Source organism: Salinicola halimionae (assembly GCF_003206065.1).
GTDB lineage: Bacteria > Pseudomonadota > Gammaproteobacteria > Pseudomonadales > Halomonadaceae > Salinicola > Salinicola halimionae.
The window spans coordinates 1-21220 of record NZ_PZJQ01000003.1; the positions used below are offsets into that span (position 1 = coordinate 1).

Annotated in this window: 20 protein-coding genes; 5 read left to right on the forward strand and 15 right to left on the reverse strand. The window is 59.2% G+C overall.

Going from position 1 to position 21220, the window contains the following annotated elements; translation table 11 throughout:
• Positions 1 to 266: 266 nt before the first annotated feature.
• The 4 genes from prpD to DOM27_RS04845 form a co-directional block, all read right to left on the reverse strand.
• Positions 267 to 1751, reverse strand: coding sequence for a 2-methylcitrate dehydratase (prpD, locus tag DOM27_RS04830; RefSeq protein ID WP_110654951.1), 1485 nt, complete (start codon positions 1749 to 1751; stop codon positions 267 to 269).
• 105 nt (positions 1752 to 1856) lie between these two features.
• On the reverse strand, positions 1857 to 2978 hold the full coding sequence (gene prpC, locus DOM27_RS04835; RefSeq protein ID WP_110654952.1) for a bifunctional 2-methylcitrate synthase/citrate synthase: 1122 nt from the start codon (positions 2976 to 2978) through the stop codon (positions 1857 to 1859).
• 37 nt (positions 2979 to 3015) lie between these two features.
• A complete protein-coding gene (gene prpB, locus DOM27_RS04840; RefSeq protein WP_110654953.1) occupies positions 3016 to 3915 on the reverse strand; it encodes a methylisocitrate lyase in 900 nt (299 codons plus the stop codon).
• Positions 3912 to 4658: a GntR family transcriptional regulator gene (locus DOM27_RS04845; RefSeq protein ID WP_110654954.1), complete on the reverse strand. Its 747-nt coding sequence runs from the start codon at positions 4656 to 4658 to the stop codon at positions 3912 to 3914. Before DOM27_RS04845 ends, prpB begins: the two co-directional genes overlap by 4 nt.
• 334 nt (positions 4659 to 4992) lie before the next feature.
• Here DOM27_RS04845 and pabB point away from each other — a divergent pair, with 334 nt between their 5' ends.
• The 4 genes from pabB to DOM27_RS04865 all read left to right on the forward strand — a co-directional run bounded on the left by pabB (position 4993) and on the right by DOM27_RS04865 (position 9107).
• Positions 4993 to 6408 carry an aminodeoxychorismate synthase component I gene (gene pabB, locus DOM27_RS04850; RefSeq protein ID WP_110654955.1) on the forward strand — a complete coding sequence of 472 codons (1416 nt, stop codon included), beginning with the start codon at positions 4993 to 4995 and terminating at the stop codon, positions 6406 to 6408.
• 52 nt (positions 6409 to 6460) lie between these two features.
• Complete coding sequence (locus DOM27_RS04855) at positions 6461 to 7540, forward strand: FecCD family ABC transporter permease (protein ID WP_110654956.1); 1080 nt, start codon at positions 6461 to 6463, stop codon at positions 7538 to 7540.
• Complete coding sequence (locus DOM27_RS04860; RefSeq protein ID WP_110654957.1) at positions 7537 to 8319, forward strand: ABC transporter ATP-binding protein; 783 nt, start codon at positions 7537 to 7539, stop codon at positions 8317 to 8319. The genes DOM27_RS04855 and DOM27_RS04860 overlap by 4 nt, the downstream gene beginning before the upstream one ends.
• 167 nt (positions 8320 to 8486) lie before the next feature.
• On the forward strand, positions 8487 to 9107 hold the full coding sequence (locus DOM27_RS04865; protein ID WP_110654958.1) for a phosphoadenosine phosphosulfate reductase domain-containing protein: 621 nt from the start codon (positions 8487 to 8489) through the stop codon (positions 9105 to 9107).
• Between the two features lie 134 nt (positions 9108 to 9241).
• Here the strand turns inward: DOM27_RS04865 and cysB are convergent, their stop codons facing one another.
• Positions 9242 to 10210 carry an HTH-type transcriptional regulator CysB gene (cysB, locus tag DOM27_RS04870; protein WP_110654959.1) on the reverse strand — a complete coding sequence of 323 codons (969 nt, stop codon included), beginning with the start codon at positions 10208 to 10210 and terminating at the stop codon, positions 9242 to 9244.
• Between the two features lie 240 nt (positions 10211 to 10450).
• On the opposite strand from cysB, the gene trxA reads away from it, so the two are divergent.
• Positions 10451 to 10774 (forward strand): thioredoxin, encoded by a 324-nt coding sequence (trxA, locus tag DOM27_RS04875; protein WP_075561732.1) that lies wholly within the window; start codon positions 10451 to 10453, stop codon positions 10772 to 10774.
• Positions 10775 to 10857: 83 nt separating this feature from the next.
• Here trxA and DOM27_RS04880 read toward each other — a convergent pair whose 3' ends face one another.
• The 10 genes from DOM27_RS04880 to DOM27_RS04925 all read right to left on the reverse strand — a co-directional run bounded on the left by DOM27_RS04880 (position 10858) and on the right by DOM27_RS04925 (position 21200).
• Complete coding sequence (locus DOM27_RS04880) at positions 10858 to 11967, reverse strand: AI-2E family transporter (protein ID WP_110654960.1); 1110 nt, start codon at positions 11965 to 11967, stop codon at positions 10858 to 10860.
• Between the two features lie 215 nt (positions 11968 to 12182).
• A complete protein-coding gene (pstB, locus tag DOM27_RS04885) occupies positions 12183 to 13007 on the reverse strand; it encodes a phosphate ABC transporter ATP-binding protein PstB (RefSeq protein ID WP_110654961.1) in 825 nt (274 codons plus the stop codon).
• Positions 13008 to 13027: 20 nt separating this feature from the next.
• On the reverse strand, positions 13028 to 13879 hold the full coding sequence (gene pstA, locus DOM27_RS04890) for a phosphate ABC transporter permease PstA (protein WP_110654962.1): 852 nt from the start codon (positions 13877 to 13879) through the stop codon (positions 13028 to 13030).
• Between the two features lie 16 nt (positions 13880 to 13895).
• Positions 13896 to 14834, reverse strand: a complete 939-nt coding sequence (gene pstC / locus DOM27_RS04895) for a phosphate ABC transporter permease subunit PstC (protein ID WP_188113686.1) — start codon at positions 14832 to 14834, stop codon at positions 13896 to 13898.
• A 105-nt stretch (positions 14835 to 14939) separates the two neighbouring features.
• Positions 14940 to 15983, reverse strand: a complete 1044-nt coding sequence (gene pstS / locus DOM27_RS04900; RefSeq protein ID WP_110654964.1) for a phosphate ABC transporter substrate-binding protein PstS — start codon at positions 15981 to 15983, stop codon at positions 14940 to 14942.
• 318 nt (positions 15984 to 16301) lie between these two features.
• Positions 16302 to 17516, reverse strand: a complete 1215-nt coding sequence (locus DOM27_RS04905) for a Bcr/CflA family multidrug efflux MFS transporter (protein WP_110654965.1) — start codon at positions 17514 to 17516, stop codon at positions 16302 to 16304.
• Between the two features lie 152 nt (positions 17517 to 17668).
• Positions 17669 to 18175, reverse strand: coding sequence for an STAS domain-containing protein (locus tag DOM27_RS04910; RefSeq protein WP_110654966.1), 507 nt, complete (start codon positions 18173 to 18175; stop codon positions 17669 to 17671).
• A complete protein-coding gene (locus DOM27_RS04915) occupies positions 18168 to 19319 on the reverse strand; it encodes a PP2C family protein-serine/threonine phosphatase (RefSeq protein WP_245392591.1) in 1152 nt (383 codons plus the stop codon). The genes DOM27_RS04910 and DOM27_RS04915 overlap by 8 nt, the downstream gene beginning before the upstream one ends.
• A gap of 4 nt (positions 19320 to 19323) precedes the next feature.
• On the reverse strand, positions 19324 to 20070 hold the full coding sequence (locus DOM27_RS04920; RefSeq protein WP_110654967.1) for an MlaA family lipoprotein: 747 nt from the start codon (positions 20068 to 20070) through the stop codon (positions 19324 to 19326).
• Positions 20070 to 21200 carry a beta-ketoacyl-ACP synthase III gene (locus tag DOM27_RS04925; protein ID WP_110654968.1) on the reverse strand — a complete coding sequence of 377 codons (1131 nt, stop codon included), beginning with the start codon at positions 21198 to 21200 and terminating at the stop codon, positions 20070 to 20072. The genes DOM27_RS04920 and DOM27_RS04925 overlap by 1 nt, the downstream gene beginning before the upstream one ends.
• Between the last annotated feature and the right edge of the window lie 20 nt (positions 21201 to 21220).

The window sequence follows — 21220 nt, forward strand, 5'->3', positions numbered from 1 at the left end:
CTGCCTGGCGCCGCGACTGCTTTGCGGTGCCGATCCTTGAAGAACTGGGAAGCGATTCTGACTGCCTCACCGCCTTGCGTCAACCGATTTCTTCAATCAAATCAAACGCTTGGAATTCTTCTCGCTGTCACCGAAAACCTCTCTCGGCGGCAGCGGATGCGTACTTTACGATTCTCGACGGCAGTTGGCAACCCCAAGAGAACAAAAAACCGGTGGCCGGGGTAGATCACTACCACTCCGCCCTCTCGGGCAAGAACGTTCCTTATCTATATAGCCCAGAGTTCCATGAAAGCATCGACCGACATCGATTCGAGTTGGGCTTTGTCTTCGTACAAGGCGAATATCTGCTCACATCGCTTTACAGGGAAGCGTGTTGCCAGATTTTGCCGAAGTTTCTCTTTGAGTTGCGGCACCCCCTCTTCCCGGCGCCGTCGGTGCCCTAGAGGATACTCTACCGCTACCTGATCGGTTCGCGTCCCGTCATTGAAGAAGACCTGAACCGCGTTGGCGATAGAGCGCTTGTCCGCCTCCTGGTATTCGCGGCTATAGCGCTCGTCTTCCACCACCTCCATCTTGCCGCGCAGGGCATCGATGATCGGATTCGCGAGATGAAAGTCGTCCTCGTAATGCTCGGCGACGAGATTTCCGAATACCAGCGGCACGGCGATCATGTACTGCAGACAGTGATCCCGGTCAGCAGGATTAGCGAGATCTCCCACCTTGGAAATGATACGAATGGCCGACTCATGTGTAGTCACCACGATGCGCTCGATCTCATCAAGACGGTCGCGTACCTGTGGATGTAACGTGACGGCTGCCTCCGCTGCCGTCTGGGCATGAAATTCCGCCGGGAAACTGATCTTGAACAGCACGTTCTCCATCACGTAAGTGCCGTAAGACTGAGAAATCCGAAAACGGCGCTCCGATTCGGGTTTGATCGCCTGGTCCTTGTTGGTCTTGCTGAACAGCACATCGTAGAACCCCCACTGAGGCGCTGAGAGCACGCCGGGAATTCCCATCTCGCCGCGCATGGCAATGTCGGCCAACCTCACCGCTCGGGACGTCGCGTCTCCCGCCGCCCAGCTCTTGCGCGAACCGGCGTTGGGCGCATGACGGTAGGTGCGCAGACTTTGGCCGTCGACAAACGCATGTGAAAGTGCCGAGAGCAGCTGGTCGCGATTGGCTCCCATCAACTTCGCGACCACTGCAGTGGATGCCACTTTGACCAGCATCACATGATCCAGACCTACACGATTGAACGAATTCTCCAGCGCCAGCACACCCTGAATCTCGTGCGCCATGATCATCGCTTCGAGCACGTCACGGATGACCAATGGCTTCTCGCCCTTCGTCAGGCACCGTTGCGATAGATGGTCCGCGACCGCCAGAATGCCACCAAGGTTATCCGATGGGTGTCCCCACTCCGCTGCCAGCCAGGTGTCGTTGTAGTCCAGCCAACGAATGATGCAGCCGATATCCCAGGCGGCCTTCGCCGGGTCCAGTCGCAACTGAGTACCGGGGACTCGAGCACCGCTGGGGACAACCGTGCCTTCCACCAGCGGTCCCAGATGCTTGGTGCACTCCGGAAAACGCAGCGCGAGCAAACCACAACCCAACGTATCCATCAGGCAATGGCGAGCCGTATCCAACGCTTCACGGCTCTCGATACGATAATCGAGCACGTAATCCGCAATGGTTTGAAGCTCCGGATCGTAATCGGGGCGTTGATTGAGATCGACGTTGGCACTCATTAAATGGCGTCCTTGGCTATGACGGTAAAGACTTCTCGCCCGCGCCACTCCAATGCTCGACTGGACAAAGCGGGACTATCGATTGGCGGACTGTCGTCTTCCGGACTATCGCTGTTCGATCGGCACCCAATCACGCTTTTCCGGACCCACATAGTCTGCGCTCGGACGAATGATGCGGTTATTGGCACGCTGCTCGAAGACATGCGCGCACCATCCCGTCAGCCGGGAACAGACGAAGATCGGGGTAAAGAGCTTGGTGGGAATGCCCATGAAGTGATAAGCGCTGGCGTGGTAGAAGTCGGCATTGGGGAACAGCCCCTTCTCCCTCGCCATCACAGAATCGACGCGTTCGGACACTTCATAAAGATGAGTATCGCCGACATCCCCTGCCAGCTGTTTGGCCCACTGCTGAATGATGCCACTACGCGGATCCGACTCTCGATAGATCGCATGCCCGAAACCCATGACCTTGTCCTTGCGTTCGAGCATTTCGAGAAGACGGCGCTCCGCCTCGTCAGGGTTCGACCAGCGGCTGATCATTTCCATTGCGGCCTCATTGGCACCGCCATGGAGCGGTCCACGTAAAGACCCGATCGCCCCGGTCACGCAGCTATGCAGATCCGAGAGCGTCGACGCGCAGACCCGCGCGGTAAACGTCGAGGCATTGAATTCGTGCTCCGCATACAGGATCAGCGACACATTCATCACCCGCGCATGCAGATCGGAGGCCGGCTTGCCGTGCAGAAGGTGAAGAAAATGGCCACCGATGGAGGCATCGTCGGTCTCGGTCTCGATACGCTCGCCGTATCGTGAGTGTCGATACCAGTAGTTGAGGATCGACGGCATCACGGCCAGCAGTCGATCGGCATGACGCTGCTGGTCCTCCATGCGTTGCTCGGTTTCGATGTTGCCCAACATGGAGGTGCCTGTGCGCAGCACGTCCATGGGATGAGCGTCGGAGGGGATCTGCTCCAGTACTTTTTTAAGCGAATCCGGTAGCGATCGCGAGCGCTGGAGCACAGCGATGTAGTCGTCCAGTTGCTGCTGATTGGGCAGTGCTCCCTTCAACAACAGGTAGGCGACTTCTTCAAAGCGCGCGTTTTCGGCCAGCGCCTGAATGTCGTATCCGCGGTAGGTGAGGCCGGAGCCGCTCTTGCCAACGGTGCAAAGTTCGGTAGTTCCCGCACTCTGCCCGCGCAGCCCCGTGCTCTGGGTCATTTCCGCCATGATGATCTCCTCCGATGGTCTCGTTCCCGGCAACGGCTCAGTCGTGCCCTTTCTCGAAAGACGAACTCTCGAAAAGCGTATCGAGCTTGCGTTCAAAGGCGTGATAGTCGAGGAACTCGTAGAGTTCCTCGCGCGTCTGCATCAGATCCAGGACATCTCGCTGATGTCCCTTGGCATGAATGTCCTGATAGACCTTGAGCGCCGCTGCGTTCATCGCCCGAAATGCAGAGAGTGGATACAGCACCATGCGGCAACCGACCTCCGCCAGCTCCTGCTGAGTGAACAACGGCGTCGCTCCAAACTCGGTGATATTGGCAAGAATCGGCGCATCGACACCCTCGCAGAATGCCCGGTAATCATCCAGGGTATGCACCGCTTCGGCGAAAATGGCATCCGCGCCCGCCTCGACGCAAGCGTTGGCACGCTCGACCGCGGCCGAGAGCCCCTCTTTCTGGAACGCATCGGTTCGCGCAATCAGATAGAAATCCGGATCGAGCCGAGCATCGGATGCCGCCTTGATTCGATCAACCATTTCCGATTGAGAGACGATTTCCTTGTTAGGGCGATGACCGCAGCGCTTCTGCGCCACCTGGTCTTCGAGGTGGACCGCAGCGACGCCCGACCGCTCCATTTCCTTGACCGTGCGGGCAATATTGAAAGCGCCCCCCCAACCGGTGTCGATATCCACCAACAGCGGCAAATCACAAGCAGCGGTGATCCGGCGCGCGTCTTCCGTCACGTCGTTGAGCGTGGTCATGCCCAGATCGGGCAGGCCGTAGGAGGCATTGGCCACACCGCCGCCGGAGAGATAGATGGCATGATGCCCCACCGACTGAGCCATCATCGCGCTATAGGCGTTGATGGCACCTACGATGGGCAACGGGCGGTGATTGGCGAGTGCAGCGCGAAAACGCGCACCGGGACTGGACTGCGTCATGATTCGATCCTCGAGGTTTCGGGTGAATGGCCCGCTTCACCACCCAGCGTGCGGGCGTAATGAGTCGCAACGTTCTCACGGGAGGCACTGACATGACGACGCATCAGCAGCTCGGCCAGTTCGGCATCGCCGGCCTCGATCGCATCGACGATCCGGTGATGTTCGACAAAGGCTCGCTGCGGACGGGAACCCTTGGCGCTGAATTGAGTGCGGTAGAGCCGTACCAGGTAATAGAGGTCATCGCACAGCAGCGTCATCAGCATACGGTTATGGCTGCCTTGGACGATGCGATAGTGGAAATCGAGATCGCCCTCGCGCTGGTAATACGCCTCCCCGCTCGCCAGATCCTCCTGACGCTCGTGAAAGGCAAGGACGTCGCGAAGCCCGGCAATCTCTTCCGCCGTCATCGACTTCGCGGCTAGCCTTGCGGCCATGCTCTCCAGCGCCTCGCGTACATCGAACAGCTCCAGAAGCTCATCCATCGAGAGTTTGACCACTCGCGCACCGACGTGGGGAACACGCTCGATCAGCCGGTAAGTTTCCAACCGTCGCATGGCTTCCCGCAACGGACCTCGGGAGATACCGTAATGAGTGGAAAGTTCGGGCTCGGTGATGCGAGTGCCGGGGGGTAACTCGCCCCGAACGATGGCGCGCTGAAGCTGATGGAAGACTCGCTCGGCCAATGTGCGAACCACGGGGAGTTCGGTATCGGCGTCCTGCGTGTCGAAAATAGGCTGAGACATGAAGTTGTTAACAATTTGAGAGCGAAGGGCTCATCATAGGCGTCACGTTTTCCTCGGGCAATGGAAAAAACGTCGCCATGATGGCACTTTAGTCGATAGGCAAAAATCTCGACATCGATGATTGTCGACAACGGTACGGCTACGACGCTTGTTTACCTACCGGACAAATCTTGCGGCGCGCCCCCGATAGGGGGCAACCGCACCCTAGTAACGTCAAAGGCCTCGCCCATTCCCATGACTCCCGATAAACTCGCCGCCTGCATCGAATAACCGATCTCGAACGACAAGGCCTTCATCGCCGAGTTGCCGTTTCATTGGTCAGGAATAAGCATTCATGGCTGACGCGAGAGCGTGGCTCGAGATAGCCGACATCCCCTATGCTGCCAACCCGTCGACGCCATTCGAGCGTCTACGCCATCGACCTAACGCCGTTTTGCTGGACAGCGGCCGACCGAATGCCCCGGGTGGGCGCTTCGATATTATCACCAGCGATCCGCTGGTCATGCTAACCATCAATCACGGCCGTCCTACCTGCGACCCCGCCTTGCCTTTGCCGCCCGACCCTTTCGCGGCTCAGCAGGCGCTGCTGGATCACGCCGAGGCCGCTCTGCTCCCGTCAGTACCGACGACATTGGCGGAACGGGCGACGGAACTTCCTTTCCTCGGCGGGCTGCTTGGTTACTGGGGCTATCCGCAGTCGGCGACCCACGATCCTCGTCAACCGGCAGATCGGCAGCCGGGGCCAGCGCTACCCGATGCCAGGCTAGGGCTCTACGACTGGGCGCTGATCCAGGATCATCAATGCCAGCGCGCCTTTCTCATCGCCACCGCACAGCGGCGTAGCCAGGTTCTGACGTGGCTGCAGGCCGATCCGCCCCGGCGAGAGATCGATTTCCAGCTGACACGGCCCTTCACCGCGGATATCGACCGCGACGGTTATGCCCGGCGTTTCCAGAAGGTCATGGATTATCTCCAAGCCGGCGATTGTTACCAGATCAACCTGGCACAGCGTTTTACCGCAAGGTTTCAAGGAAGTACCTGGCAGGCGTATCGGCGCCTGCGCCGTGCCACCCCGACCCCCTTCGGCGGCTATCTCGCGTGGGATGAAAAGGCCATTCTGTCGCTGTCGCCCGAGCGTTTCATTCGCGTGGTCGACTCGCAGGTCGAGACCCGGCCGATCAAGGGCACCCGCTCCAGAGGATCGACAGTCGAAGAAGATTTGCGACTCGCAACCGAGCTACAGCAAAGTGCGAAGGATCACGCCGAGAACGTCATGATCGTCGATCTACTGCGCAATGACCTAGGTCGCGTCTGCCTTCCAGGTAGCGTCACGGTCCCACAGCTCTGTGGGCTGGAAAGCTACGCCAACGTTCATCACCTGGTCAGTATCGTGCGTGGCGAACTGGCAGCAGATGCGAGACCGCTGGATCTGCTGGCCGCCGCGTTCCCCGGTGGCTCCATCACCGGCGCCCCTAAACATCGTGCCATGCAGATCATCGACGAGCTGGAAGCCAGCCGACGCAGTGTCTATTGCGGCAGTCTGGGCTATCTCGACCGACGCGGTCGCCTGGACACCTCGATCGCCATTCGTACCGTCATCGCCGATGGCGATACGTTGCATATCTGGGGCGGGGGTGGCCTGGTCGCCGATTCGGAAGAGGCCTCCGAGTATCAGGAGACACTCACCAAGATCGAACGCCTGATGCAGGCGCTAGAGACACCTGCCGACCACGAGAACGATTCCCAATAACATGTCATTGGTTTACGCTGCCTGACGCCATCGCCAAACAACGACCCATGACTTGAAAGCCACGACTTTTTCGCCCGTCACGGCGGCTTCGGATACCACCGTTGGCCGCTACCTGGCTCGTCAGCGCCGTCAACGCTGGCTGATCGCCGCGACCGCTCTGGCAACTCTGTTGTCGCTGCTGCTCGATATCGCCACCGGCCCCGGCGCCTACGCGCTGAGTGACGTCATGCAAGCGTTATTGGCGCCCTCGGAGGTCTCCCGCGTCCTGCAGGTGGTGGTATGGGATATCCGGCTACCGGTGGCATTGATGGCCATCGTCGTCGGTGCCAGCCTGGCCATCGCCGGCGCGCAAATGCAGACATTGCTCAACAACCCGCTCGCCGATCCCTTCACCCTGGGCATCTCTTCCGCCGCCAGCTTCGGTGCCGCCTTGGCTATCGTGCTGGGTTTCGGCGTACTACCGGTTGCTGGCACCCTGCTGCTGACTGGCAATGCTTTCGTGCTGGCGATGCTCGCCTCGCTGATGATCTGGGGACTTAGTCGATTGCGCGGCGTCAGCGTGCAGACCATGGTGTTGATGGGCATCGCCATCATGTTCTTCTTCAACGCGCTGCTGGGAATGCTGCAGTACGTGGCCTCCGCCGAATCCCTGCAACAATTGGTGTTCTGGTCGCTGGGGAGCTTGAGCAAGGCTAGCTGGGGCAAAGTCGGTCTGGCGGGGTTGGCACTGATGGTGACGATTCCGATCTTCATCCGTGCCCGCTGGCCGCTGACCGCCCTGCGCCTGGGTGACGTTCAAGCCAAGGCGATGGGTATTGATGTCGGCCGACTTCGGCTGCGCATGCTGCTGTGCTGCGCGCTGCTCTCGGCGACGGCGGTCGCCTTTGTCGGGACCATCGGTTTCGTCGGCCTGGTTGGGCCGCATATCGCCCGGCTGCTGGTCGGCGAGGATCAACGCGTATTCCTGCCCATGTCGGCCCTGACAGGGGCATTGATTCTGTCGCTGACCTCGATTCTTTCGAAGACCCTGATACCCGGCATTCTGTTGCCGATTGGTATCCTGACCGCGCTGATCGGGCTGCCCTTTTTCGTTTCGCTAATCCTGCGCTCACGCAGGGAAATCTGGCGATGACCCTACGAATCGACCAGCTCCACTGCGCTTTGGGGAAGCGCCGTGTCCTCCACGATCTGGCGGGGCTAGAGGCGCAGCCGGGAGAGATCACCGCGCTGATCGGCCCCAACGGTGCCGGCAAATCGACGCTGCTGAAAGCTATTGCCGGGATCGAGGCCTCCAGTGGCCACCTGACTCTGGATGGGCGCCCCCTCGAGATGCTGTCTCTCGAGCAACGTACCCGCAAGCTCTATTATCTGCCCCAGGATACCAGCACCCAGGCGGCGCTGAGCGTTTTCGAAGCGGTCCTGCTCGCACGTCGAACGCAGGTCGTCGAGTCCAATGGCACTGCCCTGACCGCGGTGGAGCAGGCACTCCAGTCGCTGGAGCTCGATCCGCTGGCCGAGCGCGAACTGGCGGCGCTGTCCGGTGGCCAGCGTCAACGTGTCGCCATTGCTCAGGCCATCGCACGGCGGCCGCGACTGTTGATGCTCGACGAACCGACCAGCGCCCTGGACCTGCACCACCAACTGCAGGTGCTCGATTATCTTCAGCGTCTCGCACGACAGAATGGTGTGATCATCATTCTCGCGATTCACGATCTCAATCTTGCCGCCCGCTTCGCCGACCATCTCTGGGTGATCAAGGAAGGTCGACATATCATCAGTGGTACACCAGACGAAGTGCTGACACCCGAACGCCTGCGCGAGATCTATGCCATCGAGGCCCACGTGGAACGACCAGTTGATGGCCCGCTGCACATCACGCCGCTATCGGCAACTCGCCCTCTGGGTTGCTAGCCATCGAAGCGTTTACCTTCTGAACTGGATGAATAGTCTGCTTATATATCAATCTAACCAAAGGGTATTGGTCGACGTTCCCGGCGGATTGCTACAGTAACCATCATTCAACCCCCCCTGTCGGGTTTCGTCCACCGCGCGGCGTAATCGCCCTGAAGGAGTCAACCATGGCGTTCGATCTCGACGCTCTCAACCGCGACATCGGCCAAGATCCGTTGGCCATTACCGAGTTCGCTCTGAACCTGGATCAAAAAGCGATCTGCACGACCAATTTTCGCCCGTTCGAGGCGGTAATCCTGCACCTCGTTACCCGTGTGCGTCCGGACATTCCTGTCGTCTGGATGGATAACGGCTACAACACGCCGGCCACCTACCGCTTCGCGGAGGAACTGACGCAGCGTCTCGATCTGAATCTGACCATCTACCATCCGCATCGCTCGCGCGCGCACCGGGAAGCCGTCGAGGGCCCGACGCCGGAAATCAGCGACCCCCGCCATGCCGCGTTCACCGAAGAGGTCAAGCTCGAACCCTTCCGTCGCGCGCTATCCGAAACGGCTCCGGACGTCTGGTTCACGGCACTTCGAGCCGAAGACACTGCGGAGCGTTCACGCATGCAACCGCTATCCCGCAATGCCGATGGATTGTTGAAAGTGGCTCCTGTCCTGCACTGGACCGCCAAGCAGATGTACCACTACCTTCAACAGCACGACCTGCCCAACAATTTCGACTACTTCGACCCGACCAAGGTGGAAGACAAGCGGGAGTGCGGTTTGCATCTACAACACTGAACCCGCGCTGCCACTAATGCGTGAGCCCTGATGCATAAGCCCCGCCAATGGCGGGGCTTATGCGTTGTCACGCCACAATCGAGCCATTCGTTACAGCACGGCTCGTCAAAAAAGGCCAATTCCGACACGCCTCGTTACAGGACCGGTAGTTGGATTCCCTTGAACAGCTCGGCCTCGTGCCTTGGCCCGGCCGCCAATGCCGCTTCCACGGTATCCCGATCGAGATGTGGTGCCAGACGTTTGACGAAGTCATACATGTAAGTGCGCATGAAGGTGCCTCGACGGATGCCGATCTTGGTGGTGGAGCTCTGGAACAGATGGGAGGCATCCACGGCAACGAGATCGCTGTCCGCCACCGGATCGACGGCCATGTGGGCGACGATGCCGATGCCCAAACCCAGCCGGACATAAGTCTTGATCACATCGGAGTCGGCGGCCGTCAGCACCACGTTGGGCGTCAGATCACGGGATTTGAACGCATCGTCCAGTTGTGAACGCCCGGTGAAACCGAAGACGTAGGTCACCAGCGGATGCTCGGCGACACGTTCCAGCGTCAACTTTCCGGTCACCAGCGGGTGCCCCTTGGGTACCAGCACGCAACGATTCCAGCGGTAGCACGGCAGCAGCACCAGATCGTTGAACAGCTCGAGCGACTCCGTACAGATGGCGAAATCCGCCGTGCCTTCGCTGACCATCTGCGCGATCTGCTTGGGTGTCCCCTGCTGCATGTGCAGAGCAACGTCCGGATACTTCTGGCGGAACTCACCGATTACCCCGGGTAGCACGTAGCGCGCCTGCGTATGAGTCGTGGCAATCGCCAGGCTGCCACGGCGCTCATCGCTGTGTTCCTGCGCCACGTGCTTGATGTCATCGACCGTTCGCAGCACCTTGCCGGCCAATTCGACGATCGCCTCTCCAGCAGGCGTCACGCGAGTCAAGTGCTTGCCGCTGCGCGCAAATATCTCGACGCCAAGCTCGTCTTCCAGCAGCCGAATCTGCTTGGAGATCCCGGGCTGCGACGTGAACAGACTCTGTGCCGTCGCGGAGACGTTGAGCTGATGCCGCGTCACTTCCCATACGTAGCGCAACTGTTGGAGCTTCATAAGCAACCTCGTGACTTCCAGACTCACCAAAACGGCATAAAGAGCGGCGTGTAGATTACTTTACGCAATAAGTGGCGAAGCGTGAAGGCAAAAACCACTGCGACCAGGTATGAAGAACCGGTCTTTAATAACCTGGAGCTATCGTTGCGATAAGCCACGATATTTGCCAGCACTGGGTGCAAGGGCTAACATCGCGTCCATAGGCTCGGTAAGAGCGCAATATCTACAGGAGTTAACGTCATGTCCAACAACGTCGATGTCACCACTGCCAACTTCGAGCAGGAAGTGCTTAACGCGGACAAGCCCGTTCTGCTGAAGTTCTGGGCGCCGTGGTGCGGCCCCTGCAAGATGATGGCGCCCGTGGTGGATGAAGTGGCCGATGAAAAAGCCGATGACATCAAAGTCGTCAGCGTCAACGTCGATGACGCGCCGGAAATCGCTTCCGAGCAAGGCGTGCGTGGCGTTCCCACCGTGATGCTTTTCAAGTCCGGTGCCAAGGTAGCCTCGCTGGTCGGCGCGCAATCCAAGTCCCAGTTGACGCAGTTCCTCGAACAGAATGGCTGATCCGTCCAAGACGGTTCTGCCCGCCGCACTCGATCGAGTGCGGCTTTTTTATGCTTGCTCTTCTTCCATACCGCTCTTGTTACCTACTGCTCAATCTCGTCCTCAAGCTCATCCAACGCTTTCTGTGCCTTGCGTTGACGCCGACGCCGACGCTCCGAGGGGCTAAGCATCTTGGCAATCCAGCGTGTCTCGGGATGGCTGTCCAATGCGATCTTGAGCGTCATGGTCAACGGGACCGAAAGCAGCATTCCCACCGGTCCTAGAATCCAACCCCAGACCACCAGCGACAGAAACGCGACCAGCGTCGAGAGGCCCATCGTTCGCCCCATGACGCGCGGCTCGACGATATTGCCCAGCACGAAATTGATGGTGAGATAGGCGCCCGCCAGCGTCATGGCTTTCACCGCCCCGCCATCCGGCATCGCCAGAGTCAGCAAGACGGGGGGGACCGCTGCCAGCACCGAGCCGATGTTGGGGATATAGTTGAGAATGAAAGCCAGCGCGCCCCATAGCAGGGCAAACTGTACTCCGACGAGCCAGGCCGAAATGGTGACCAGAACACCAGTGATGAGGCTGATCGCCGTCTTGACCGCCATGTAGCGCTTGAGGTTATAACTGAACTCTGTAAACCGCTCCAGGCTAGGGCCGGGATTGGTTAGCGCTCTCGCGACCTTCTGACGGAAATCGAGTGTCTCGAACAGCATGAAATTGACCAGCAGCAGAATCACCAGACTTTGCGAGAGCACCAGGCCGAGACCGCTGATAAATCCCGAGACCCAACTCTTATCGCCGGAGTCGTCGACCATGTTGGATAGCTGCTGCGGCGAGACCGAAAACCCTTGATTCGCCAGCCACTGCAGCAGGTTCAGATAGTGCCCCTCCAGCTGTTTCTGCATCTCCGGCCAGCTGTCCATGAACATCGCGAAGCTGTTGGCCAACAATGTGCCTAGCAAGGCCAACACGCCACCGAGGATCAGTAGCGTGATCAGCACCGCCGCCAGAGAGTTGACGCCACGACGATAGAGCCAGTGAACCGGCGACGTACAGATCACGGCAACGAACAGCGATAGCAGTATCGGAATGATGAGACTTTCGGCGGCACGTATCCCGGCAATGATGATCGTCAGCGACGCCAGGGTCAGCATCAGATTGACGGGAGCGGTCCGAAACGAGGGTTCCTGCCCGGGCGACATAGTAGTAATCCTAGTGACACATCCTGTGAGGCGAGACAGTAGCACGATCGCGATGCAGGTTCGTTGCCGTAATGCAAAGTGTCGAAAATATCGTTATTGGCAATTTAACCAATCAAGACGACCACATGCNNGCATGTGGTCGTCTTTAATCGAATGGCTCGCTCGATCATCCCAAGCGATCCGTCTATTTCGGCAAGTCGTTCATCGCCTCCTAACTAGCCGTAGCGGCCCGTAATATAATCTTCGGTTCGAGCTTCCCTCGGCTGGGTAAATATCTTGGTCGTGTCGTCACACTCGATCAGGCTACCCAGATACATGAAGGCGGTGATGTCCGAAATACGCGCCGCCTGCTGCATGTTGTGGGTCACGATAACGATCGTATAGTCCTTCTTGAGCTCGTTGATCAGGTCCTCGATGTAACCGGTCGAGATCGGATCCAGCGCCGAGGTCGGCTCGTCGAGCAGAATCACTTCCGGCTTGACCGCGATGGTCCTGGCGATACACAGACGTTGCTGCTGACCACCGGATAGTGCCTGGCCGCTCTGCTTGAGCTTGTCCTTGACCTCATTCCAGAGTGCCGCCTTGCGCAGGGCCCACTCCACTCGCTCTTCCAGTTCTCGCGCGGAGAGCTTCTCATACAGTCGAATCCCGAAGGCCACGTTATCGAAGACCGACATCGGGAACGGCGTCGGCTTTTGAAAAACCATGCCGACGCGGGAACGTAGCAGGTTGAGATCGACCCCTGAATCGTAGATATCATGATCATCGAGCAGGATCTGTCCTTCGGTCCGGATCCCTTCGTAGAGGTCGTGGATGCGGTTGAAGCAGCGAATCAACGTCGACTTGCCGCAGCCCGAGGGGCCGATAAAAGCCGTAACCTGACGCTCGGGAATTTCCATGGAGACGTTCTTGATCGCCTGGAACTTTCCGTAATAGAGATTCAGGTCGTCGACGCGCAACTTGGTAGCGATCTGGGCTACCGGCGGCGCCTCGACTTCACGAGTATCGCTTTTCTGCTTGAGATTGAATTCGGCAGTCATGGCAGTCTCACAGCTGAAAATCAGGAACGCTGGCGCGAGAAATAACGCGCCGCGATGTTCAGAATCAGAATGGCAGCGGTCAAAATCAAGGCGCCGCCCCAGGCCAGTGCAACAAGGTCAGGGATGAACGCATTGATCGTCATGTTCTGATAAATGGTCATCGGCAGGTTGGCCATCTCGCTACCCAGGTCGAAGAAGTTCCACTGGTTGGAATTCAACGAAGTGAACAGCAGGGGCGCCGTCTCACCGCTGATCCGGGCGAAACCCAACAAAATGCCGGTCAGGATGCCGGCCCGGGCCCCGCTGTAACAGACCCGCACGATGATCCACCAGCGATGGGCGCCCAGCGCCGCCGCCGCTTCGCGCAGCGAGTTCGGGATCAGCCGCAGCATATCTTCGGTGGAGCGAATCACCACCGGTACGATGATCACCGTCAACGCCAACACCCCGGCCCAGCCCGAGAAGTTGCCCATCGGCACCACCACCACGGCGTAGATGAACAGCCCGATGATGATCGACGGTGCCGAGAGCAGGATGTCGTTGATGAACCGGATGATCTTGGCCATCACGCCCTTACCGCTATACTCCGCCAGCCAGGTGCCGGCAGCGACCCCGATCACGGTGCCGATCACCGTCGCCGCGCAGGTCATCACGAAGGTTCCCCAGATCGCATTGCCCAGCCCGCCCCCGGTCATGCGCGTGCGCTCGACGAACGTCGACGGCGAAATCGCCCCCAATCCTTTTGTCACCAGCGTGAAGAGAATGGCAAATAGAAACGCGAAACCGATCAGGGTCGCTAGCTGACAGAGCACCATCACCAACTGATTGAGCCGCTTGCGACGACGATAAAGCGGCGTTTGACTGATATTCATGGCTTTCTCCCGCCGCTCAGGCGTGTCGACCGGTGCTGTTGCGCAGCAGATAGCGCGCAAAGGCCAGTACCGCAAAGGTGATCAAGAACAGAATCAGACCAAGCGCCAGTAGCGCCGAGCGCTGGTTGCCATCAGACTCGGAGAATTGATTGGCGATCAGCGCTGCGATCGACGTGCCCTGCCCGGTCAAGGTGGTATTCAGGAACAGGTTATTGCCGATGACGAAGGTCACCGCCATGGTTTCTCCTAGCGCACGACCCAGGCCGAGCACGACGCCGCCGACGAGACCGCCCTTTACCGAAGGTAGAATGACACGCCGCGTCACTTCCCAGGTGGTACATCCCAGGCCGTAAGCAGATTCACGCATGACCGCGGGGACCGTATTGATGACGTCGCGGGCCACAGCGGTGATGAAAGGGATGATCATCACCGCCAGAATGATACCCGCCGTCGCCAGGCCGGTACCGGCGGGAAAGACAGAGGGGAACCAGGTGCGCAGCAAAGGCGCCAATACTTCCATGCCCCACATGCCGTAGATGATCGAGGGTATGCCCGCCAGCAGCTCGATCAAGGTACTCAGCGGCTGACGTAGAAATCCGGGGCATTGCTCGGTCAGAAAGATGGCAATGCCAAAGGAGACCGGTACGGCAATGACGATCGCGATGAACGAGGTCAACAGCGTTCCGTAGATGGCCGGCAGTGCACCGAAGACTTCGACATTGGCCGCCCAGCGATTTTCGGTGAAAAAGTCGATTCCGTAGCGCTGGATCGCCGGCCAGCTGGATAACATCAACGACGCGATGATCGCCCCGAGCAGCAGCAGCACAGCAAGAGCAAAAGCGAACAACGTCCGCTCGAACCACACATCGATGCGTGCCTTGCGTTGTAGCCGCTTGCGGGTGGCATCGCTGAGATGCTTCAGGCCGCTGGCTGGGATCGCGTTGGAGGTGGACATCTTCATTCCTCATCGACTTGCCAACATGCCGCCAACCGGCGGCATTCGATACAGCACCGCGACGGGGGCGGTATGCGCCCACCGTCGCGGCATGTCACTTGGAGATTACTGGTTCCAGACAGCCTCGCCATCCGATCCCTTGATCTCACTCCAGCTATTACGGACCATCTCTGCGACGTTCTCCGGCATCGGCACGTAGTCCAGCTCCTGCGCCATATCGCCGCCATTGCTGTAGGCCCAATCGAAGAACTCGAGCGCCTGACGGGCGGCATCGGCGTCCTGAACCTTTTTGTGCATCAGGATGAAAGAGGCACCGGTGATCGGCCAGCTTTCGTCACCCGGCTGATTGGTCAGTACCAGATACATGCCCGGCGCGTTTTTCCAGTCGGCATTGGCGGCAGCGGCCATGAACGATTCCATGCTCGGCGCCACGACCTTGCCTGCCTGGTTTTCGAGATGGATCAGGCTCAGGTCGTTCTGCGCGGCGTAGGCATACTCGACATAGCCGATCGCACCGTTGGTGCTAGCGATCTGACTCGCCACACCGGCGTTCGCCTTGGCGCCGACACCGGCCGGCCAAGCAACGGACTTGCCTTCGCCCACGCTGTTGGCGAAATCTTCACTGACCTGGGCCAGATAGTGGGTGAACAGGAAGTTGGTGCCGGAACCTTCCGCACGATAGACCGGGGTAATCTGGGTTTCCGGCAGATCCATGTCCGGATTCAACTTGGCAATCGCCTCGTCGTCCCAGCTGGTGATCTTGCCCTGGTAGATGTCAGCCAACGTGGGGCCATCCAGATTGAGCGAGCCGCCCTCGATGCCTTCGACGTGAAATGCGGCGACCACGCCACCCATGACCATCGGCCACTGCATCAGGCCATTCTTGTCGAGCTCTTCCTTGGTCATCGGCGCATCGCTGGCACCGAAGGTGACCGTCTTGGCGATGATCTGCTGAATGCCACCGCCAGAACCGATCGCCTGATAGTTGAGGCCGATACCGGACTCGTCCTGATAGGCATCTGCCCACTGCGAGTAAACGGGATACGGGAACGTTGCGCCGGCGCCAGTGATGGCATCCTGAGCCTGGACACCAGCGGCACCCAGAACCAGCGATCCGGAAATGAGCGTTGCGAAGACGTGTTTAAGCATAGCGATATCCTGTTTCCACCTTGAATGCGTGAGCGATAACGACGTTGCGAAGGTTGCCAACACTCTCAGAGCACACCGTACTTCAGTGTCGTGACAGTTTTATGACACCCAGCTGCAACGTTGGCGAAGATCTCGAGTCCGAGCGCTCCCTCTGAAAAACCACCGCGCGATCGCCCGTCTCTATGGGTCGGCGATGTTCCTTCGGAGAATCTGGAACGTGAGTGTTGCAACCTTCGCGCAGTCACGATGACAAGGTTTGATGACAACAGGATGACAATCGTCAAGCCGGGTAACGATCATGCCGTTTCAGGTAACGGCTCAGGAAGCGCCTTCGTCGCGAGCGACTCGATGGTTGAGCGCCCGCCCTGCCAGTACTCGCACGCCGATATTGGCCAGCAGCGTTGCCCCCAACATGGTCAATACCGTTGGCCAGGCGCTGGCCAGCTCGAACGCACCGACGAGCGCGCCGGTAATCGCACCGCAGGTAAATTGCAGACACCCCTGCAGGGCCGTGGCAGTGGCGCTCATGTGGGGAAAATGATCGAGCATCGAGGACATGGCATTGGGGCTGATCAGTCCCTGCATACCGACGAACACCACCATCAACGGTGCCATCGTATAGATGGAGTCCTGGCCGGTCGCGACCATGGTGACCAGCAATAGACCGGCAGTCAGCTGAACCCCCAGACCCAGGAGCAGATTCTGCTGGGGCGTGCGTATCTTCAACAACCGGATATTGAGCCGACTGGACGAGGCCATGATCAGAATATTGGCGCCAAAGACGAAGGGATACAGCGTGGTCGATAAACCATAGTGTTCCATATAGAGATACGGAGAGCCGGTGATGAAGGCGAACATGCCGGCAAACGACATCGATACCGCCCCGATATAACCCATTGCCTCACGATGGCGCAGCACGCTCCTGTAATTACCCAGAATCTGGCGTGCCGACGGCGCCTGCGGATCGCGACCATGGGTCTCGGGAAGGTGCCGCCCGAGTAGCCACAGCACGAAAGCGGCGTAGACCGCCAAAAACAGGAAGATCAACCACCAATCCGCCAGGTGCAGTAAAGCGCTGCCGATGGCCGGTGCAATCAGTGGCGCCATCATCAGGATCATCATCATGGTGGACATCACCTTGGCGGCCTCGCGACCGCTGAAGCGGTCACGCACGATCGCAGCGGAATTGACCACGCAGGCACCGCCACCCAGAGCCTGTACGAAGCGCCAGCCCCACAATGAAGCCAGTGATCCTACCTGTGTCAGCGCCAGGCTGGCGATCAGGAACACCACCAGGCCGGTCATCAGCACCGGCTTGCGTCCGAAACGATCCGATAACGGCCCACAGATCAACTGCCCGAAGGCGAAACCGAGCAGAAACACGCTGAGCGATAGCTCGGTATGATGCACGCTGGCACCGATAGAGGCCGCCAAAGAGGGCATTGCCGGCAGATAGGCATCGATCGCCAGTGGCGCGAGTGCTGTATTGGCGGCAACTAGCAAAGCCAGGCGGCGAGCGGTCAAGGTCGTCACACGGTCTCCTTCAGGACGAGACGGACGTCATCGAGGGCGGGCCGGCGAAAGCCAGGCGCATGACGCAAAAAACGCCTCGCCGGATCGGCAAGGCGTGAGAGATTCAAGGAATCACTGGCAGCGAACAGCAAAAGCGCGAGATGGGCTCGCAATCAGCTGCGCGAGGAGGCGTTGGCCCGCTGTGATTCGAGCAGCTCGACGAAGGGCTGAAATTCATGACGGTTGTGCTCGCTCATATGCATCAGAATACGATGAGCCTCGAGAATCCGCTTCTGAATGGCGCTTTCATCGGCCTCGACGTGCGGCAGCTCATCCAGCTCCGACGGCTCGGTCAGAGGCGCTTCGAGCAGGGTGAAATAGCGCGCGAACCCCATGACGTCCAACATGCGGCGCACGTCCGGATGCTCGGCAATGATGGTCGGCGGATCGTCGAGCCGCCCCTGTACCGCCATCGCCACCTTGGCGAGAAATCCCAAAGCGGTCGAGTCGACATTGGTCGCCTGACGCAAATCGACCATCACTGCCCGCAACCCGGGCAGCTCAGCCAGTCGCTGCGCTTCGGCATCCAGCGTAGCGCACAGTGTCAGTCGCACGTCACCGCACAATTTGAGCACGAATACGCCCGACTCGAATGCCGCCTTGATCCGCCCTTCAATCATGGTCGAAACCACTCAGTGTCATCATACTGAGATCATCCGGCAGTTGATCTCCCAGCGCCAACCCGTCCCTCAGGTCATCAACGCCGGTGCAATGTGTCGTGCGGTGCTCGAGTTCCTTGAGCCGCGCGCTTAATGAATTCTCCGGCAGACATTCCAGTACGCCGTCGGAGCAGAACCAGAGCCGAAAAGACTCGGGCAGTGGGCAACCATAGATGGGGTATTCGACATCGGGAAACAACCCTACCGGCGGCCCCTCCCCGCCGAGATAAGCGCTACGCCCCTCGGCCTGAAGAATCGGCATCGGTAGCTGCGCGCCGAGCGCATAGTGCAGAAAACGACGCTCATGGTCCAGCACTCCGGCAAAGACCGTGGCGTGCTTGCCGATGCCGGTTTCCAGGAGCTCTCGATTGAGCTCGCCCAGCCAGCGCGACGGAAACGCTTCCGGTAGCAGCGTGCGCCACTGGGCCAGCCAGCGATTGCAAAGGTATTTCAGCAGTACGGTGACGAATGCCGACGACGCACCGTGCCCGGCCACGTCGGCGAAATAGAAAAAACTGTAGCGCTCGTCACAGCGCTGAAAATCCAGAAAGTCACCCGACAGATAAAGCGAGGGCGCAAACCAGTAGTCGCAGCGGACACCAAGATGCCGAATTCCCGACGGTGGCAATAGCTTGCGTTGCACGTGGCCACCCGCGCGCTGATCGTCCCGTAGCATCTCCAGATGTTTCTCGAGCCGGCCATTCAATGCCTCGAGCTCCGCCCGGCTCTGGGTATGTTCACGCGAAAGACGATCCTGCTCCAGCGCCCGCTCGACCAGCCGTCGCAGAATATCCGCATGTTTCAACGGCTCGACCAGGTAATCGATCAAGCCGGCATCGATCGCCTTGTGCAGATCGCCATCGCGCTGACTTTCGCTGATGACGATGGTGGGTTGCCCCTTCGCCAGCTGCTCCCAGCCTTCATGAGAAACCGCATGCACGTGCGCCACGACCAGATCGCAGTGTACCGGTAACGTCGAGACCGACACGGCAACACATACCGTAACGTCGAGGCGAGAGAGGGCTTCGACCAACCGCTCACGATCCGGCCCGGGCAGGTCGATCAAACCGATCACGGGCAACTCGTCCACCAGCGTATTGGGCACAGGTCTACTCGGCGAAGTCGTCTTCACTGTATTCGAAATCGTCACCGAAACCGCCACTGGCAAACGGATCCTTGCCCGCCGCACCGTTGGTGACCTCGAACTGACGACGCTGCAGATATGCATCGCGAATGAAGCTGTAGCGATCTCCCTGAATCAGCTTCTCCTGCTCGAGCAGACCGGCTCGCAGATCCACGAAGCGCAGGAAGGTGAGGCCATAGCGCCACTTGTCATCCTCGACGTAAGTCACCGGATAGGTGTAAGCGTCGACCGGCAATCCGCTGGCATCACGAACCGTACTGGGACCAAAGACCGGCAGCACCAGGTAGGGGCCGGAATCGAAGCCCCAGACGCCCAGGGTCTGGCCGAAATCTTCCTCGTTTTCGTTAAGGCCCATTCGCGTTGCCGGATCGAGCACGCCGCCAACGCCCAGAATGGTATTGACCACGAACCGCCCGGACGCGACGCCGGCATTGCCCCACTGCCACTGCAGGATGCTGTTGAAAGCGGTGCGAATCTCACCCAGATTGGAGAAGAAGTTACCCACGCCGTCCTGAACCGGATCCGGTGTCACGGTGTCGTAGCCCTGCGCAATCGGCTTCAGCGCATAGCGGTCGAGAGTATCGTTGAACTGATAGACACCCCGGTTGAAGCCTTCCCACGGATCTTGAGGATTGGACTCCTCCCCCGTCGAGGCGCAGCCACTCAGCGCCGCTGCCATGCAGACGCCGCCCAGCCAATGAATCGATTTCATCAACACGCATTCCCTTTACGCAGTATCACACTGCCCGCACTGTAGCCCGCACCGAAGGAACACACCACCCCTACGTCCCCGTCCTGTAGGTCATCCCGATGAAGGTGGAAGGCGATGATCGATCCGGCTGAGCTGGTATTGGCGTAACGGTCCAGAATTATCGGTGCTTCTTCCAACGACGGCTCTCTTCCCAGCACCTTCTGAGCGATCATGTCATTCATATGGCGATTGGCCTGATGCAGCCATAGTTTCTTGACGGAGTCCCCCGTCAACGACTGGCTTTCCAGATGTTCGAGGATCAATGCCGCAACCAGCGGACAGACTTCCTTGAACACTTTGCGCCCTTCCTGGACGAAAAGCTTGTCCAAAGCATCTCCACCTTGATCCGCGAGACGATTCAGAAAGCCGAAATTATTGCGGATGGCGTTGGAAAACTGAGTGACCAGGCGCGTGCCAAGCACCGTGAAATGTTCCCGATCCCGGGCCAGGTGGTCGGCTTCCAGGACGATGGCAGTGCAGGCGTCGCCGAAAATGAAATGGCTATCCCGGTCACGAAAGTTGAGATGCGCCGAGCAGATCTCGGGGTTGACCACCAACACCCGCTCCAGGCTGCCGGCGCGAATGGCATTGGTTGCCATATCGATGGCGAACGTCGCACTGGAACAGGCTACGTTCATGTCGAACGCGTAGCCACCCGCGCCCAACGCCGCCTGCAATTCCACGGCCACCGCTGGATAGGGCCGCTGCAGATTGGAACAGGCAACAATGATCAGATCGAGCTGATCGGCACGAACCCCGGCCTTGCCAAGCGCCTGCTGGGCGGCCGCCTTGCCCATTTCAGCCTGCATCGACAGCGCATCGTTGGCTCGTTCGGGAATCCGTGGCCGCATGCGCTCAGGGTCCAGAATACCGCTGGCTTCCATCACGTAGCGACTTTCAATACCGGACGCCTTGACGATGAACGCTTCGCTGGAATGCGCTAAAGGCTCACGCTCACCACGTGTGATCGCTTCCGTCTGACGACGGTTTTCCGCATCGACCCAGGCATTGAAGCTGGCGACGAGCTCGGCGTTACCGATCGAGTCCGGCGGGGTGAACAGGCCCGTCGCGGTAATCACGGCTTGCGTCATCGACTATTACCTCCCGCGGC

Bases quoted from the DNA above. Each gene is read 5' to 3' on its own strand.
- prpD (WP_110654951.1), bottom strand. From the start codon at position 1,751: ATGAGTGCCAACGTCGATCTCAATCAACGCCCCGATTACGATCCGGAG.
- prpC (WP_110654952.1), bottom strand. From the start codon at position 2,978: ATGGCGGAAATGACCCAGAGCACGGGGCTGCGCGGGCAGAGTGCGGGA.
- prpB (WP_110654953.1), bottom strand. From the start codon at position 3,915: ATGACGCAGTCCAGTCCCGGTGCGCGTTTTCGCGCTGCACTCGCCAAT.
- DOM27_RS04845 (WP_110654954.1), bottom strand. From the start codon at position 4,658: ATGTCTCAGCCTATTTTCGACACGCAGGACGCCGATACCGAACTCCCC.
- pabB (WP_110654955.1), top strand. From the start codon at position 4,993: ATGGCTGACGCGAGAGCGTGGCTCGAGATAGCCGACATCCCCTATGCT.
- DOM27_RS04860 (WP_110654957.1), top strand. From the start codon at position 7,537: ATGACCCTACGAATCGACCAGCTCCACTGCGCTTTGGGGAAGCGCCGT.
- DOM27_RS04865 (WP_110654958.1), top strand. From the start codon at position 8,487: ATGGCGTTCGATCTCGACGCTCTCAACCGCGACATCGGCCAAGATCCG.
- cysB (WP_110654959.1), bottom strand. From the start codon at position 10,210: ATGAAGCTCCAACAGTTGCGCTACGTATGGGAAGTGACGCGGCATCAG.
- trxA (WP_075561732.1), top strand. From the start codon at position 10,451: ATGTCCAACAACGTCGATGTCACCACTGCCAACTTCGAGCAGGAAGTG.
- DOM27_RS04880 (WP_110654960.1), bottom strand. From the start codon at position 11,967: ATGTCGCCCGGGCAGGAACCCTCGTTTCGGACCGCTCCCGTCAATCTG.
- pstB (WP_110654961.1), bottom strand. From the start codon at position 13,007: ATGACTGCCGAATTCAATCTCAAGCAGAAAAGCGATACTCGTGAAGTC.
- pstA (WP_110654962.1), bottom strand. From the start codon at position 13,879: ATGAATATCAGTCAAACGCCGCTTTATCGTCGTCGCAAGCGGCTCAAT.
- pstC (WP_188113686.1), bottom strand. From the start codon at position 14,834: ATGTCCACCTCCAACGCGATCCCAGCCAGCGGCCTGAAGCATCTCAGC.
- pstS (WP_110654964.1), bottom strand. From the start codon at position 15,983: ATGCTTAAACACGTCTTCGCAACGCTCATTTCCGGATCGCTGGTTCTG.
- DOM27_RS04910 (WP_110654966.1), bottom strand. From the start codon at position 18,175: ATGATTGAAGGGCGGATCAAGGCGGCATTCGAGTCGGGCGTATTCGTG.
- DOM27_RS04920 (WP_110654967.1), bottom strand. From the start codon at position 20,070: ATGAAATCGATTCATTGGCTGGGCGGCGTCTGCATGGCAGCGGCGCTG.
- DOM27_RS04925 (WP_110654968.1), bottom strand. From the start codon at position 21,200: ATGACGCAAGCCGTGATTACCGCGACGGGCCTGTTCACCCCGCCGGAC.